Consider the following 17535-nt stretch of genomic DNA (forward strand, 5'->3'; position numbering starts at 1 on the left):
TTGAATTGTGTCAACGGATCGAAGGATAAAATATGATAGGACTTCAGTCCCAGGTTCAGGCTTTCTTTTTTAAAGTTAATTGAAACATGTAGGAACATAGGGTACATAGGTTTTTACTAGTTTAGTGTTTTTGAAGGATGCACTAGATTTTACTGGCTCTATATCATACTCCCATCGGCTAAAGCCAAATACTGTCTTTTCCAGCCAACACTTCATGCCAAGCACTCTATAAATCAACATCTTCCCATTTTGAATTATCTAAATGTAAGGATTGAAGTTCAATCCAGTGCGAGATTCACCTCCGTTGGTTAAAACCAACGGCAAGCTATCTCGTGAAGTGATCCTTCTAGTTTGCCGTTGAATTGCGTCAACGGATCGAAGGATAAAATAGGAGGGACTTCAGTCCCGGATTTCACTCGAAATGATATTCAGTGAGTAATTGATCGATCAAGTCAAAAATTTTCATTAATCTCGTTCAATACTCCTGAGTTTTAACTCGGGCTAAACCAATAACAATGATTTATTTTTTGATCAATTTGCCGGTATTATAGCTACTGCGATGTTGCAAGCTGTAGAAATAGATACCACTACTCAAGCCAGCCAGATCTATGATAGTGTTTGCAAGCACTTGACTATTGAATAGTCTTTTTCCATTGATATCATACATTTGAAATTGTATTAAGGAATTTCCAGAATTGCCTTTAATGGTGATCTCATTGCTGAATGGGTTGGGGAATATATCAAACAGATTCCTTTCTGAAAGTTCATCTACTGCCCCTCCTCCTTGAAGACAATCATTTAGGTCCGGAAAATATTTGAAAACCGGAACTTCATTTTCGTATTTTTCGCACGTTAATAAAGCTAAATTAAACTGTTCATTTGTCAGATACATCAGAGAGGCATTCGGCCCAACGCCCTCGATAAATTTCAATCTTTGACTGATAAAGCCGCCGCCAAAATTGCCGCTAAATGTTATTACTCTTCTTCCATTCCAAGTAGTTACTGAATCTACAATAGCAAGATCCTCTCCTGTGTAATAAAAGAACTGAGAACTTATGTCAAAAGTATCGCCTACATTCAAATCTAAATCCATTATGAGTCTTTCTTCGCTATCATTTCGCCCATAAAACCAGGCTTTTGACCCCAAAGAATCCTCTCTCATTAATCCAACCAAATCCCTAATTGAATTATAAAAGTATACTTTTTTGTAGGTTAAATTATTCACAACACTATCTCCATCGAGCCTTAGTTCTACTCCTCCGTAAGCAGCATCAAATACTTCCATCGTTATCTTAAAATAGGTGGATGTATCCTTATAAATAGGCTGATATTGCGCTGAGAGATTAACTGTAAAAAGTAAAAAAATCGCTGCGATTGCTGTTTTCATGGATAATATTTTTATAATCAAAGTGAATTTATAAAAAAGATCCCAATTCTATTTGCAAATGTCTCCCTTTTGACCCCATTGTTGAATGAAATTGCTTCAATAAATAAAAAAAGGATCCAATCTTTCGATTGAATCCTTCTTAAAATCTGTAGCGAGAGGGGGGCACGATCCCCCGACCTTGCGATTATGAATCGCACGCTCTAACCAGCTGAGCTACCTCGCCATCGTTTCGGGTTGTGAAGATAATTTCATTTTTGATATCCGGAAAATATTCCGATTATTTTATTCAGTAATGCCCTGCACCAACAAAGCAACTTTGTTATTCAATACTTCGATAAATCCACCTGTGATCACAAATTTCATCAATTTGCCTTCACTGGTTTTTACCTCCACTGCTCCATCTACCAATGCCGATACGATAGGAGCGTGATTCTTCAATACCTGAAACTGTCCTGCCGCGCCCGGTACCTTGATCGATGTGATCTGGCCACTGAAATATTCTACGTCCGGAGTTAAAACAGATAAATGCATCTTTATTATTTATTGAAATTTAATACAATTGAATGGTTATGCATTTGCTTCAGCAAGGATCTTCTGACCTTTTGCGATAGCGTCATCGATCGTTCCTACAAGGTTGAATGCATTCTCAGGAAGGTGATCCACCTCGCCGTCCATGATCATATTGAATCCTCTGATCGTTTCCTCGATCGGAACCAATACTCCTTTCAAACCGGTGAACTGCTCAGCCACGAAGAATGGTTGAGATAAGAAGCGCTGTACTCTACGCGCTCTACCTACGACCAATTTATCTTCTTCTGAAAGCTCTTCCATACCAAGAATGGCAATGATGTCCAACAATTCGTTATATCTCTGAAGAATTCTCTTCACTCTTTGTGCACAGTTGTAATGCTCATCACCGATGATGTTCGGGTCAAGGATCCTAGATGTAGAACTCAATGGATCTACCGCAGGATAGATACCCAAAGCTGCGATCTTTCTGTCCAATACCGTCGTTGCATCCAAGTGGGCAAACGTAGTAGCCGGAGCCGGATCCGTCAAGTCATCTGCAGGTACATATACCGCTTGTACTGATGTGATCGAACCTCTTTTGGTTGAAGTAATACGCTCTTGCATGATACCCATTTCTGTAGCAAGTGTCGGTTGGTAACCTACCGCTGAAGGCATACGACCCAATAGGGCTGATACTTCAGAACCCGCTTGTGTGAAACGGAAGATATTATCAATGAAGAAAAGGATGTCTTTTCCTCCATTAGGATCACTCATGTCACCGTCACGGAAGTATTCCGCAAAGGTCAAACCTGATAAAGCTACACGTGCACGAGCTCCCGGAGGTTCGTTCATCTGACCGAATACGAAGGTAGCCTGACTGTTTTTAAGCAATTCTTTGTCCACTTTAGTCAAATCCCATCCACCTTCTTCCATAGAATGTTTGAAATCGTCGCCATATTTCACGATACCTGCCTCGATCATCTCACGAAGTAAGTCATTTCCTTCTCTTGTACGCTCTCCAACACCTGCGAAAACTGACATACCGTCATATCCCTTTGCGATGTTGTTGATCAATTCCTGGATCAAAACGGTCTTACCAACACCGGCACCACCGAATAAACCAATTTTACCACCTTTCTGATAAGGCTCTACTAAGTCGATAACTTTGATACCTGTATAAAGGATCTCTGTTTCAGTACTTAGGTTTTCGAATAAAGGTGGCTTCTGGTGAATTGAATAAGCGTTATCTCCTTTAGGGATTGTGCCGATACCATCGATCGTCTCACCAACTACATTGAAAAGTCTTCCCTTCACGTGATCTCCGACAGGCATCGTGATCGTGCTTCCGCTATCGATTACTTCAGTGCCTCTCTGCAATCCGTCAGTAGCATCCATGGCCACTGTACGAACGCTATCCTCACCAAGGTGCTGTTGAACCTCAAGGATAAGATCTACATTTCCTTCTCTTTTGATCACAAGAGCATTAAATATCTCAGGAAGTTTAGAACCTTCACCTGAAAAGCTAACGTCTACTACTGGACCGATGATTTGTTTAACGCGACCAATGTTTGCCATGTCTATTTGTTGATAAGTTTAGTAAAATCAATGGTTTATGAGGTTTTCCTCAAAAACGGTGCAAAAATAAGATAAGCTCAACTACTAACCAAGAAGTTTGAGGTTTATTTTCGCTAATTTATTATAAGTGAGGCGGGAAGGCGTGTTTGAAGGTAAATCAATTGTAGTCTAAATAATTAAAGACTCCCGCTGCTAGCCCCAAAAGCTAATGTTTAAGCACAAGAATTTTCTATTAATAGTTCAACCCAATTCAGGGTTGATTGAGCCTTTCTTTACCCCGGGTTGTATCCGAGGCTATTGATATTCAACCCTTTATTCGCTAAGCCCTTTCTTTTTAAGTTTTGTACAATTTGTTATACACAAATATTGCCGAACAGAAGTTCGTAATAGTCCACTAAAATTGGCCTAAAAGAATTTTATGCCGTGCTGTGTTTCGTATTATATCAATGAGAATCAACACTATATTCATTATCGAGTTTTAATTTATTAGCCCAACGATAACAATTAATAATTAACGTGAATAATGGATAAGAAAAAAGGCTAAATATTATAAAAATAGGAGAATATTTAATATATTAGTGTCTGACAAACAACGATATAAATCAAATAATTCTCCTATGGATAAGCACAAAGTTATAGAAATTTTCATTACTGTTGACGATTTTTGCAAAGGATTTGATGAAATTGAGTGCAAAAGGGCTATTTCAACTGGAAATAAGAAATTCAGAAATAGAAAATCATCATTGTGTCTATCAGAAAAGATGACGATTTACATTTGCTTTCATTTGAGTTCTTATACCAATTTTAAAAGATACTATAATGAATTGGTTTTAGTTCATTGGAGAGATCTGTTTCCTGGATTGGTTACATATGAGCGATTTAATCAGACACAAAACCGACTTTTTGTTCCATTGTTGATGTTTTTGAAAAACAGATGTTTGGGAGCATGCACCGGAATTAGCTTTATTGACTCAACAACCTTAAATGTTTGTCACATAAAAAGAGAAAAGCAGAACAAGGTTTTCAAAGGTTTTGCGACTAAATCTAAAAGCACAATGGGCTGGTTTTTTGGGTTTAAACTTCACCTGATCATTAATGACAAAGGTGAGTTGTTGAACTTCTACCTGTCCAAGGCAAATGTAGATGACAGGAATCAAGACATTCTCTCCGTAATGGTAAAAGAAGTTTTCGGAAAACTCTTCGGCGACAGAGGATATATATCTGACAACTAGCCCAATTCCTATGGAATGATGGTGTAGACTTGATCTTTAAAAGACGTAAAACATGAAGTCTATGAACTTATCTGATAACGATAAGGTGCTGCTGAGAAAACGAGCACTAATAGAATGTGTCAATGACGAATTGAAAACCAATGTAACATACAGCACACCAGACATAGAGCTCTGCAAGGATTTTTGAACAATGCGATTTCTGCTCTCTGTGCATATCATTTCTTTCCTAAAAAACCTAGCATTAAATTAAGCACAACCGAACTCTCTAAAGAGGTATATTTGAATGTTGCTTAACCATTATTCACGTTAATTAACAACTAACAATTAGAAAGGATATCCTACTGCGATCAAAAAATTTACATTTTCCCTTCTCCACGTCGCACTCTTTAGATTAAATTCATTCAACACCCACCGCTTACCTTCCGGATACCAAGGCTTCTTTAACGGTGTGGCAAGATCTATTCGTAGTATAAGAAAATTAAGATCAAACCGGAGACCGAATCCTGTTCCCACCGCCAATTCATTTGCAAATTTCTTGCTAAATAATGCACCCTCTTTATATTCATCGGCATTGATACTTTGATTGAGTAACCAAATATTTCCTGCATCCACAAAGACAGCACCATCAATGATCTTGTATAGTTTAAACCTAAGTTCTGAGTTTAATTCAAGCTTTATATCTCCACCCTGATCTGCTGTAAAGGATGTATTAGACCTTGGATCATTCGGCGCATAGTAAGTACCCGGTCCGATCAATCGTGCCGGAAATGCGCGTACACTATTGGATCCGCCGATGATGAATTGCTTTATAAATGGAAGGTTAACGGAGTTGCCATAGGCATATCCATATCCTGCTGTGATCCTATTGGCGAGTTTTAAACCTTCCGTGATCTTTATATAAGGTCGATAATCTGCTTCAAACTTAACATACTGTGAGTAAACTCCGCCAAACAATTCCTTTGGCTTCCCTTCACGGATACTGGCCCCGCTGATCAGACCCGGAATATTGCCGGAAAGATCCACTCCACCCTGCACATACATGGTATATTTGCGGCCTGAAAGCATGGTGGTCGTATATTTATATTTGTATGTGGAACCCAGTATGAATTGCTTCTCGATGGCCTTATTCAAGGTAGGATCTGTTTCAGCGAGACTTTTGTAAAGTTCCGTTACATTGAGCGGCTGAACATAGTTCATATCTATAACCTTGAGCTCATGCTCCTTCCGGATTGATTCTTTCCATGCATAACCTGCAGAAAGACGGACACTATTTAACACATAGGATTTGGTCCTGTACAAATAGTCGTAGCCAGTAGTGATCTTAGTCCTTGGCAGATAAGCACTGGTGCTTTCCCATTTAAATGGCACAATGAATCTTGGAAAACTCAAGGTGCTTTCTGCACCAGCCTTATAATAATTTCTATTATTCAGGCCTTCATTTCCTTTGGCTTGTAGTTCAAAACCCCCATATAGGGAGATCATTAGCAGCTCTGCACCACGAAAGGTATTTCTGTTGCTCCAATTTAATGTAATATCCGAACCAGTAAAATCAGCATCATTGCGCTTAGCCCTCACCTCCAGATAAATACTCCTTTTGGCCATGGGCGTCAAATAATAATTTACGTTCATCAACGCCGGATTGTCATCTGCTTCTACAAACTGATTTTTTACAAATCGAAAGATTCCAAGATTGACCAGACGACTTATGCTCAGATTATGATCTGTCCTGTTGTACACATCACCTTTGTTGAAAAACATTGTTCTGTCGAATATTGAAGGTTTGTAGAGATGGTCCGGATCAACTATAAAGTAATCCTTGTATTTCTCTCCCGGCAGTTCATAGAGTGAATCATTGGTCAATGAATAGTTGGAATATATGGTGATATTATTAATGTCATAAACGCGACCGGATTTTTCAGAGATGTCTTTCTTTGGCGTCAGGTATAGATCTACCTTATGCCTTTCGACTGTGCTATCCACTTTGATGATGAGGTCATCAGGTTTGAAATAATAAAAACCTCTTTCCTTTAGCGTATAGTCTATCCGGTTTCGTTCCGCCTTAATTACATCCAGATCAAAAGAATTGCCTTCTTTTAGGACTGTATTAATCTGTGTCTTTTTAATAGCCTTGCCTAAAGTAGACGAATCCACCAGGAATTGAACACTGCGGATCATATATTGAGGTCCAGGCTTAGCAGTATACGTAATGTGGACTGTTTTTTTGCCGCCGGATGTATCTACATCGGTTTTTGCATTGAAGTAGCCTCGGTTTTCCATTCTGTTATTGAGGATGTCGCGATTGGCTGAAATACTTACCTGGCTAAATAATACCGGAGGTTCTCCCATCTTGTACTTAATGTAATACTTAAGCCCTTTCTGTCTTTTGACCGTATCAATCATGTTATAGAAGAAAAGTTTGTACCGGATTCCCAACAAAGAAGAATTCGGCTTTGGAGTTGTGATGGCCTCAAGTTCATCTTTAAGTAGCTTTTTCTTAGCTACGGGATAATCTTTTTCCTCTATCTTGATTTTAGCGCCTGTGTATAATTGTTCACCATCGGGAAGTTTCCTTGTGGAACTACAAGATGACATTAGAAACATTACAGCACAGGTCAATACGCACACTTGTATTTTTGCAAATGTGGTTATAAATGTTTGCTGTAAAATGTTTCTTTTCATATTACTTCACTGTATTTTGCTTTAATTCTAATTGCTTGACTTCTCGCTCTTCCTGAGCTTTTTTAGCCTTTCTTTCCCTAATTTTGAATTCTTCTGTTTTCTTGGCGAATATGTCTTTGATCTTATCAAATTCTACCGTAAGCACGAAACCCACTCCGGTTTCTACCACCTGGCCTAATACAACCACATATTCATCTTTACGATATGCACGGATCAGATAACGACCATCTTTGGTCAATTGATATTCTGCAGATATATCACCGGCGATATTGGTAGTTTTTTGCTGAGTATTCTGCGCTCCTTCCAATTCAAAATTACTACCTACACTTACTTTCAATCTTTCATCAAACAATCTTTTTGAAAGTCCTACAGTGAGGTCTGTCCTATTTTGCAGCTCTCCGGAAGAATAATCTTCTGTGCTATTGATGTCAAAGTTAAGGTCAATTCCTGCGATCATATTAGCCGCAAGATTATTCAATTGCTCTGTAAGAATCTTACTCACACTCTGCCTCGCGAAACGCTCACCGGTAAATCCACCAGATTCTGCTGCAAATGGATTGTCACCAACGAATCTATTTAATAATAAAGCTGCAAAAACTTGTTTATTAAGTTCTGCAGGTTCCTGTCTTAATTGTGTTAGACGGGTATTGGTGGTGGAAATGACATCATTAGAAACACCATAGTTTTTATTGGTTGGAAGTTTGATGTCAAATGTGATGATAGGCTTCAGCAATTGGCCTTCCATATTCAGATTGATCTCAAAGGGAAGTCTTTGTTTGTAAGTATTACGAATCGTTTGGTTTGCCGTAGATAGTTGATTGGAGATCAGGTCCAGAGGTGGAACATTGGCGATATAAATCGCGGTCACATTTACATCCGCCTCTGTCGGAGCTCCAGTCCATGTGATCTTGCTGCCTTTTTGAATTAGGAATTCTCTTTTTAGAAAGTTAAAGGTGATGTTATATTTACCTTCTTCGATCTCGTAATCTCCTGCCAATGTTACTTTGCCGCTAGGATCTATACCTCCTGTCAACTGTGCCTGTCCACGAATTCTCAATAAATCACCATTTCCTTCATCGATGATGATGTTAAATATTGATTCTTTATCGATGATGATGTTCATCGCCACATCAAGTCCTTCCAAACCTGTTTTAGGTTTTTCTTCAGTTCCAGTCAGAACAGTATTTAATAAAGGAGCATCCATATCTACAAACTCTATGACACCTTCACGCTCTACTAATCTCGGATCTTTCTGAGGTATGACAAATGTAAGATCAGTTGCCTCGTTGACCCGAAGTTTGCCGTCGACTACAGGACTTGTGCTTGTTCCTGCGATATTTATATTAGCATCTATAAATAATTTTCCAAAGTATAATTCATTATCCTGCTTGGTGGAACTCAACACTTTGAAATTATCTGCCTGCATATTCAGTCCAAGTTTATATGATATGAAATCCTTGGTATATGCAGTACCGTCTATGATGGCTCGATTACCATCTGTATCTCTTATGGTAAAGTTATTAAGCACAATGCCATCCTCTGTGAAGCGAATCGTTTCATTTTCCAGTGAATATATTGAATTGAATTGTGCATAATTCAATTTGGCTTTGTCAAATGTAAGGCTACCTCTTACTTGAGGAGCTGCGGCACTTCCCGTAATCTTTAGTTTGCCACGAAGATCGCCGGACGCATCTTTGACCATGCCTATGGCATAGGCCTGAACTTTACTAAGGTCAATGTTTTTAACATCCAGATTAAAGTCGAGCGGATTTTCAGATTTGGTATAATAAAATCCATCCAAATTGATTTCGCTTCCTTTGCCATTCACAGTCACTTTGGCAGCGAGCGTATTGAGGTCCTCATTATTGACATCGATCTTAATATTTCCTAGCGTATCTCCCTTAAAATTGAAATCTCCAACCAACATATCCGCAGTAAAATGAGGGGTAGTGGCCAAGTCTTCTATTTTAGCCTGGCCATTGATCAGACCGCCTATAAGTAAAGTATCCTTAGAAACAATATTTGTAATGGTTTCTATGCTGAAGTCCTTGAACGCAACGTTCAGCGGGCTGTTGAACTGATCTTTTTCGCTTTCAATAGAAATAGATTGCCCATTACTCGATAGTATGAAATCATCCGCCTTGATGCCTGATTTGCCAAAATACAATGCATTGTTATCCTTTACCGCCCATTGCTCCCCATTTAGAGTGAGGCCTTCTTTTAGCAGAGAAAACCTGAAGGTTTCTGCCATTTGTTGAAGCATACCGGACAACTTGATATTCTGATCAAGGTTTTGTTCATTGGCTGCAACATCAAAGTAAATCTTATTGTCATTGACATATCCCGCTACACTTGCTTGATTGACCAGAATCTGACCGGATTGATATTGATCAAGCTTTACATCATATTGAAGAGAGTCATTCTCTGTATTGACATTCATGCTGATACCCTTCAGCTCGTTAGTTCCGTAGAGGATAGCAGGTGAATTGACATTGATTACTAATAGGTCTTCTCTGCTATCAAAGTTTCCCTTAATATCAATATATTCCATTTCCTTTAACTCCGGCAGCAATTGCTCTATAATAGGAGTTCGTATGATTCTGGCAGAAATATCAAAGTATTGCGGCGTAGTTGAATTAACTATGGATGCATCAGGAACTATGTCATAATACTTGTCTATGGTGGACATCAATATTCCCGGTAGTTTTGAAAGTTGATATTTACCGACAATATCCGCTGACATAAACGGTGCCCTCAGATTTATAAGGTTGCTATCTGCTGTAGATATCGCATGAGCGCTCAAAGAATCTAATAGATACCTTTTACCATTAGTTACGACAATGGCTTGTGAAAGCACGACATCTCCATTCAAAAAGTCAGGGTCAGCTGTCGCTATGTCTGCATGAATATTTCCATGAAAACGGAGCTCATCCTTGTACAATTTCAACTTCTGAAAGTCGATACTGTCCACTCTCATATCAAGTTTGATAGATGGATATTTGCCATTAAGATCTACAATGGCATTGCCTTCCATCATGGCATTAATGTCATTGGACACCAATTTTGCTTCCAGATTTCCGTCCTGCGCCTGACCTTTGAGATGCACCGCATGATAAGCATAATTATTATAAACAGCATTATCGACATTAATGTCAAACACTGCATTTGCAGTCTTAGGATCTGTACCTGTTCCTTTGATAAATCCGTTGACGGTGACCTTGCCGATTTGATCCGGTCTTTTTAATAATTTGCCAACGTCAAATCCGTATGTCCTAAATTTGGCATCATATTTTTCTTTTCCTTTACCGCTACTTGCATCGAACTTGGCATTGATATCAGCGTTCCCAAAACTTGTTATCAACTTTACGTCAGCTTTGAAATTATTGGTTAAACCTTCGAAAGTTCCACGCATGGTGAACTTGTCAGGTAGTGCAATCGTATTCGGTAAGGTTCCGGCAGGAAGGAGATCTTTGAGGTCTTTCGCTGTGCTGGAAATCTCTTTAAATTTGAACTCAAACCTTGTCTTTTTCATATCCGGTAGACCCGTGATGTGCGCTGAAGCGCTTAATTTGGTTGAACCTATGCCCGAAATCTCAAGATTAGGTATCGTAAGGTCGTTCACTTTTCCAGACATATTAGAATGTAAGAGTAAGACACTGTTGGGATATTTTTTAAATACATCCTGACTCGCTAATTGTGGAGCAAAAAGCAAGATATCATTCAATGCAATTCGGCTGTGATTGAAATTGGCTTTGATCTCTAACTGTCCAAGGTCGGTCTTTAAAGCTGCAATAGAAGGATATTTTACTTCCAGCGCATCTTTGATGACAGTATTGTTAAGTTCTATGAGTAGGTTTTTAAGATAGGCTTCTTTTTGGCCATATAAAAAGTCGGTTGAAAGGTTGCGCAGTTTGATACCACTCGCTTCGAGAAAACTTAAATTGTCAACAGTTCCTGAGACTTTCATCGGATCATAGCCAAGATCTTTGACGCTGCCTTGAAGATTTTTGATATCAAGATGACTGAAATCTATGCCTTTTTTCTGCTTGGCTTGAGTCAGATCATCCATTTTGAAATTCACACCATTGATGACAATGTCGCTTACTTTTGCTTGCCAACCTTTACTTTCAACTTCTTGCTTGACCTCTACTGCAGTCGTTTCACGACATCTTTGCCGGCATTGTCCAAAGCCAGAACGGCTGAGATTCCAGATAACTCTACTTTTTTCAGATCTATCTTCTGATCCTTAATATTGAGGTCATTCGATTGAACGAGAAGTTTTGAGAGATTGACTTTGGCATCTGTGCCATTGACGGTATTGACATAGTCGGCATTGATGTTTTGTAGCACTAATTCATTAAATTGAAAATCGGGATAAATAGTGGGTTTTACTTCCACAGTATCTACCACTTGAGCATCCTTTGATATAGCCTTTGTCTGTCTGACTTTTACATTCAAGCCATTCAATGCAATGTCTGGTGTCCGGAATTTTAGCTTTTCCAGGTCAAACTCTTCAAACTTCGTATCAAAATGTCCTAGAAAGGCAGTTACATCGTTGCCCGTAACAGCGTCATCATAGCGGATACGGATACGATCCAAATTGATTTTGTTGACTGAGATCGTCATGCCGCCACTTGTATCTTTAGGCTCGGCTTGGGGTGTTTTAGAGGCAAATGCCTTGATGATGTAATCAAAGTTGAAAGCACTATCCGGGAGTGTTCTGATGACATTGGCAGTGATACCTCGTAGATCGATATTGTTGAGTTCGACACTACTGCTTAATAATTTGAACATACTTATGTCGACCATGATAGTGTCTCCTGCCAGTAACGTGTCTTTTGATTGGTCCTCAAGGTAAACTCCGGTAAGCACCACTTCTTTGGGAAAGGTGATGGTGAGTTTGTCAATAGAAACTGTCGTTCCTATCTTTTTCTCTAGAAATGCGGTGATTTTATTTTTAGCAAATTGCTGGAAAGCATTAGTCTGTATAGCTATCAAAAGGGCTATAACCAATAGAATAATAAACCCTATGAGATATAGTAAAAATTTCAGAACACGTTTAAGATATTTATTCAAAAGACACTTTCCCCTTAATATTATAGCAAAACTAATACTTCCTAACAACAGGAATACGATAAAAATTAATAAAAGGATTAAAAAAAGTAAATTGAATAGGCGAAAAGCCAAACAAATTAATGAATGAACTGGATTTTGATGGCATTATGGTAGTAGAAGACCGAAAGTTTTTAATAAAATTAAAAGAATATGGCCCAACCCCTATAAAATTATTAATAAAAGCCTAAGCTTAATCAATTATTAATGACAGCAGCGATATCTTTAGCAAGTTTATCAAGATCTTTTTCAATTATTCTCCACACAATTTGAAAATCAATTCCCATATAGTCATGAACTATCCTATTTCTAAAGCCCCTTATTCGGAACCAATTAATTCCCGGATGTACTTCTTTAAAATCTTCTGTAAGTCTATTGGCAGCTTCTCCAATGATTTCAAAGTTTCTTATAACTGCGTCAATTGTCTTTGAGTCCTCAAGGAAGCTTTCGTATGTGTATTTATAGGTATATTCTTTTATTTTCTCAATTGAAACAAGAATATCTAAAACTAATAAATTATTGTCTCGTTTAGACATAATTCAATTCTCTTTCAATTTGCTTATAATAGTCAGGTCTAATACCATTTTTTGATACAAGATCTACTTTAATTTTAAGTAAATTCTCAAGTTCGTCTGCTAAATCAATAAATTCAATTCCAATTGGGCGGTCAAAATCAACTAAAATATCTACATCACTATTACCAGTTTGCTGTTCACGTCCATAACTTCCAAAAATGGCAATGATACTTAAACCATACTTTTTTGTTAAATGATTTTTGTGAAGTTTAAGCGTTTCTATGATATTCGATAATGTTGTCATGATGCAAAGATATAAAAGCAAGAGAACTGTTTAATGTTATAAAACGAAACATAAAATAAAAACATGACCAATTGTATAATTCCATTTTGTATAAGTTATACAATTAATAAAAATCAAGCTTTGATGGCTAATCCATTATTCTGGCATATTCCTCCCTTCAGTCGGAATGACAAAACATATTATTTGAGGGGGAATAAAATATGATTATTCTTCATTAAATTAATTGAAATTAGATATAGAAACAATTCCAAATTTAAACCTCCAGGCACCATTTAATTAATCCACCGCTTCCCACAATTCTATTTTGTTGCCTTCCATGTCCATGATATGGAGAAATTTTCCATAATCATACGTTTCAATGGTATCTAAAATGGTAACTCCTTCTTTTTTTAATTCTTCAGCCAAGTCTTCCAAATTGTCAACTCTGTAGTTGATCATGAAGTCTTTTGTTGAAGGTTCAAAATATTTAGTTGTTTCAGAAAATGGGCTCCAATGTGTCGAACCATTTTTGGTTGAATCTTCTGCCTCTTTCCATTCGAATGTCGCTCCATATTCGTTAGTGTCCATTCCTAGATGGGTTTTATACCATTCTTTCATTTCCTTAGGATCTTTGCATTTAAAGAAAATGCCGCCTATACCTGTTACCTTTTTCATCTTTATTTGATTGTCATTTATTTTATTCAAAATCGAATTGAACGTAAAACCAAAACTAAAGGTAGTGACTAAAGTGAAGACTATTAATAACTTTTTTATCATGAAATAAATTTAATTATAAATGTTTAAATCGTCAATCAAATATAACCTTTGAAATAATTTATCACTTATCACTCATTACCTATCACTCATAATTTATCATTCACCTTTCCCTTCTTTTACTTTTAACCCGTGTATTTACTTTCACCAATTCATACCAAATTACTGATGCAAATCCGATACCTATACAAATCATTAATTGATATAAATTAATTACCTCAAACTCAAAAAACTGGGTCAATGGTGGCACAAACAACATCAATCCTGTAATGGCAATAGTGATGGCTATAATTAACAAAACTAAATTATTCTTATACCTCAATGTGGTAAATATCGAATAATAAAACGAACGATTTACAAGGGTTAAAAAAATATTTGCAACAATTAAGACAGTAAATACCATCGTCCTTGTGTGAGCCTCATCAAATCCCTGCTGAACTGAATATTGATAAACTAATAATGTTCCCGCTGTAATTGCAAGGCCCTGAATAACACTTACTGTGAGTTCTTTTAGATTAAAGAATGTATTGGTAAATGGTCGTGGCTTGCGCAACATTGTGTTCTTTTCCATCGGCTCATTCTCAAAAATAATGGAACATGTCGGGCCCATTATTAATTCCAGAAAAATGATATGAATGGGTGAAAGTATATTTGGATAAATCCATCCTAAGGCAAGAGGAATAAATACAGTTAATATAATTGGAATATGAATCGAAATAATATACTGTATGGCCTTTTTTAAGTTGGTGTAGATTTTTCTACCCATGGCAACAGCATCGACCATTTTAGACAGATCATCTTCCAAAAGAATCAACGAAGCAGCTTGTTTTGCTATTTCAGTACCTTTCTTTCCCATTGCTATACCGATGTGAGCTGCCTTTAATGCAGGTCCGTCATTGACGCCATCACCAGTCATTGCTACTATTTGATTCTGCGCTTTTAGGGCATTAATTATTCTAAGTTTAGCTTCAGGAAACATTCGCGTAAACATGTTGGTGTGCATCACTTTTTCTTGTAATGCAGCATCAGTTAACTTCATCAGTTCTTCCCCAGAAAGACTTTGTTCAATCCCCCTAAACCCTATCTGTTTAGCAATTGACTTAGTCGTTTCTGCATTGTCTCCGGTGATAATTTTTACTGCGATTCCAGCTTGATAAAAATCTTCAAATACTTTATTAATATTTGTCTTTGGAGGATCATAAAATGCAACAATTCCTTTAAACTCAAAGGTAAATTCTTGCTGAGTTTTTGGATATATATTTCCATTAAAATTGGATTGACCAACACCGAGGACCCTATAGCCATCATTTGTAAGTGATTTAATGGCATTTTCAATTTCAATTAATTCATCCTTTGTAAGATTTGAGATGCGCATCAATGCTTCCGGAGCACCCTTAGCTGCTATTATTCTTTTGCCATCTTTATTTGCAAAAATATGTGTCATCATCGGTGGTCTCCCACTTAATGGATATTCATGAACCATCTTAAAATATGGTCTCTCATCATTCGAATGTAATTCACCGTAAGCTCTATGCAAAGCTATTTCCATAGGGTCAAAAGGTATGGGCTCACTTGCCCACATGGCTATTTTAATTAATTCTTTTTCATCTAAATTTGCTTGAGCCGGTGTTTCTATTTTCTTTGAAGTCATTGAAAATACTTTCGCCAAACTCATTTTATTTTCAGTGATCGTGCCTGTTTTGTCTGTACAAATAACGGTAGCTGAACCAAGGGTTTCGACTGTTTTCATTTGTTTTACCAGAATGCCCATTTTCATTAATCTCCAGGCTCCGATGGCCATAAAAGTGGTAAAAGCCATTGGTATTTCTTCCGGCAGAATACTCATGGCTAAAGTGAGCGCTTTTAATAAACTATCCAATAAATCATAGGATATAAAATAATTGATGGCCCAAACAATTAAAAATACAACGGCCCCAGCAATGACTAATTTTTTTACAAAATTGCTTATTTGAAGTTCTAAGGGTGTTTTTTCTTCTTTTATACTATCAAGACTGATACCGATCTTACCTAATTTGGTTTCATTGCCAATAGCTGTAATTGTAACTATTGCTAATCCACTGGCTATCGTAGTTCCTTTAAATATACAATTGTCCTTAGATGATTTATCCTTAAACACCGCAAAGGATTCCCCGGTAAGTATAGACTCGTTGACAGAAAAATCATTGGAATGTATAATGATTCCATCTGCTGTAACTGATGTCCCCTCCTCTACGATAAGACTGTCTCCAATGACTAATTCTTCACTTTTTATTACTTCCCTCTTGCCATTTCTGATAACTGTACAATTAGGTTGGGTTAAATTTTTTAGTTTTTGGAGAGCATTTCGACTTCTTGAATCTTGAAACAATGAGATAAAGGAAACGAGTATAATCGCGGAGGAAAGAAAAATTCCATCGCCAGTTTTTCCACTTACAAAATAGATAAGGGAAGCTACGAGTAATAAGAGAATCATTGGCTCTTTCGCCAGATTTTTTAAGGTCTCTACTATTCCATTCTCCTTCTTGTAACTTAGCTTGTTTTGACCAAATTTCTCTCTTGCAAGAATTACTTGTTCATCAGATAATCCTTTAATGTTAAAATTATTTTCAGGCATATTTTATTTCAAAAAAGTAAAATTATAATTTACTGAAAACAAGCAACGGGACTTTTAAATTAAATGAAAATTCTTCAGTTTTACTGGAAAGAAATAATTTTTCAAAAAATGTCCTGTTCTGCTGAGTGAACATGATCATCATTGAAGGATTGGACTTTTCTATTGCTGCTTCAAGATTTGAAACTAATGATTCACTAGGATTTGGTTTTTCGACATGAAGCTTTATGTCATATTTTGAAAAAGTTTTGACAGCTGCTTCAATTGTTTCAGAATTTGTTTCTAGTTCTATCGGTGAAGTAATGTGTAATAACTCAACTTCTGCTTCTAATGGTTTTGCAAAATCCACCACTTTGACTAATTCAACTTCTAAATTATTTAAATCTGATGCATATATAATATCAGTTATTTTTTTTGCTGTATAAAACTTAGGAACAGCAATAACCGGAACATCTGAAAAACTAATAAGATTGGAAGTGTTCGTGCCGAATACTCGATCAAACTTTCCTGCACCTCTCGTGCTAATGCATATATAACTATATCCGTTTTTCGTAGCATAATCTCGAATACTGGCATCAGGAGCTACAGAACTTTGTACTATACACGTTGTGCTGTCCTGAGTTGCGTTCAATTCATTGTAAACCGTATCCACAAAATTATTGAGTTGTGTTTGTAATCTATCTACCCCGGATTTATCATCGGATTCTTCTTTTGAATCGCTTGAAGTTAATTGATTCATATGGTAACAATGAAAGAAAGTTAACTGATATGGATGCTGGGATGCTAACTGAATAGCAAATCGCAAACCTGCCTTAGAATTATCTGAAAAGTCTGTAGGGACAAGAATCTTTTGCATG

At 37.1% G+C, this 17535-nt stretch carries 12 protein-coding genes, 1 tRNA gene and 1 pseudogene; 1 reads left to right on the forward strand and 13 read right to left on the reverse strand.

The genetic code is table 11. The annotated features are described in order from the left end of the window. Window positions 1–75: 75 nt before the first annotated feature. The 5 genes from IPI15_RS17035 to atpD all read right to left on the reverse strand — a co-directional run bounded on the left by IPI15_RS17035 (window position 76) and on the right by atpD (window position 3472). The gene (locus IPI15_RS17035) at window positions 76–240 is read right to left on the reverse strand and encodes a hypothetical protein (RefSeq protein WP_287421521.1); all 165 of its coding nucleotides are present in this window, start codon (window positions 238–240) and stop codon (window positions 76–78) included. 280 nt (window positions 241–520) lie between these two features. Beyond that, entirely contained in the window at window positions 521–1387 is an 867-nt protein-coding gene (locus tag IPI15_RS17040) for a T9SS type A sorting domain-containing protein (protein ID WP_287404955.1), read from the reverse strand. 149 nt (window positions 1388–1536) lie between these two features. Beyond that, window positions 1537–1610 (reverse strand) — tRNA-Met (locus IPI15_RS17045). A 59-nt stretch (window positions 1611–1669) separates the two neighbouring features. After that, a complete protein-coding gene (gene atpC, locus IPI15_RS17050) occupies window positions 1670–1918 on the reverse strand; it encodes an ATP synthase F1 subunit epsilon (RefSeq protein ID WP_287404957.1) in 249 nt (82 codons plus the stop codon). 36 nt (window positions 1919–1954) lie between these two features. Beyond that, window positions 1955–3472, reverse strand: coding sequence for a F0F1 ATP synthase subunit beta (atpD, locus tag IPI15_RS17055; RefSeq protein WP_287404959.1), 1518 nt, complete (start codon window positions 3470–3472; stop codon window positions 1955–1957). 617 nt (window positions 3473–4089) lie between these two features. Here atpD and IPI15_RS17060 point away from each other — a divergent pair. Beyond that, a pseudogene (locus tag IPI15_RS17060) lies at window positions 4090–4998 on the forward strand (IS982 family transposase). A 30-nt stretch (window positions 4999–5028) separates the two neighbouring features. Here the strand turns inward: IPI15_RS17060 and tamL are convergent. The 8 genes from tamL to IPI15_RS17105 form a co-directional block, all read right to left on the reverse strand. Further along, window positions 5029–7383, reverse strand: a complete 2355-nt coding sequence (tamL, locus tag IPI15_RS17070; protein WP_287404962.1) for a translocation and assembly module lipoprotein TamL — start codon at window positions 7381–7383, stop codon at window positions 5029–5031. 1 nt (window position 7384) lies between these two features. Further along, on the reverse strand, window positions 7385–11452 hold the full coding sequence (locus IPI15_RS17075) for a translocation/assembly module TamB domain-containing protein (RefSeq protein ID WP_287421528.1): 4068 nt from the start codon (window positions 11450–11452) through the stop codon (window positions 7385–7387). 77 nt (window positions 11453–11529) lie between these two features. Then, entirely contained in the window at window positions 11530–12459 is a 930-nt protein-coding gene (locus IPI15_RS17080; protein WP_287421531.1) for a DUF748 domain-containing protein, read from the reverse strand. A 233-nt stretch (window positions 12460–12692) separates the two neighbouring features. Beyond that, the gene (locus tag IPI15_RS17085; protein ID WP_287404966.1) at window positions 12693–13031 is read right to left on the reverse strand and encodes a HepT-like ribonuclease domain-containing protein; all 339 of its coding nucleotides are present in this window, start codon (window positions 13029–13031) and stop codon (window positions 12693–12695) included. Beyond that, window positions 13024–13314, reverse strand: coding sequence for a nucleotidyltransferase family protein (locus tag IPI15_RS17090; protein ID WP_287404968.1), 291 nt, complete (start codon window positions 13312–13314; stop codon window positions 13024–13026). Before IPI15_RS17090 ends, IPI15_RS17085 begins: the two co-directional genes overlap by 8 nt. A gap of 276 nt (window positions 13315–13590) precedes the next feature. Continuing rightward, window positions 13591–14070, reverse strand: a complete 480-nt coding sequence (locus IPI15_RS17095; protein ID WP_287421534.1) for a VOC family protein — start codon at window positions 14068–14070, stop codon at window positions 13591–13593. Window positions 14071–14170: 100 nt separating this feature from the next. Further along, the gene (locus IPI15_RS17100; RefSeq protein WP_287421537.1) at window positions 14171–16681 is read right to left on the reverse strand and encodes a cation-translocating P-type ATPase; all 2511 of its coding nucleotides are present in this window, start codon (window positions 16679–16681) and stop codon (window positions 14171–14173) included. A gap of 22 nt (window positions 16682–16703) precedes the next feature. Then, a complete protein-coding gene (locus IPI15_RS17105; protein ID WP_287404974.1) occupies window positions 16704–17534 on the reverse strand; it encodes a universal stress protein in 831 nt (276 codons plus the stop codon). Between the last annotated feature and the right edge of the window lies 1 nt (window position 17535).

Source organism: Candidatus Brachybacter algidus, assembly GCF_016707225.1.
GTDB classification, from domain to species: domain Bacteria; phylum Bacteroidota; class Bacteroidia; order Chitinophagales; family Saprospiraceae; genus Parvibacillus; species Parvibacillus algidus.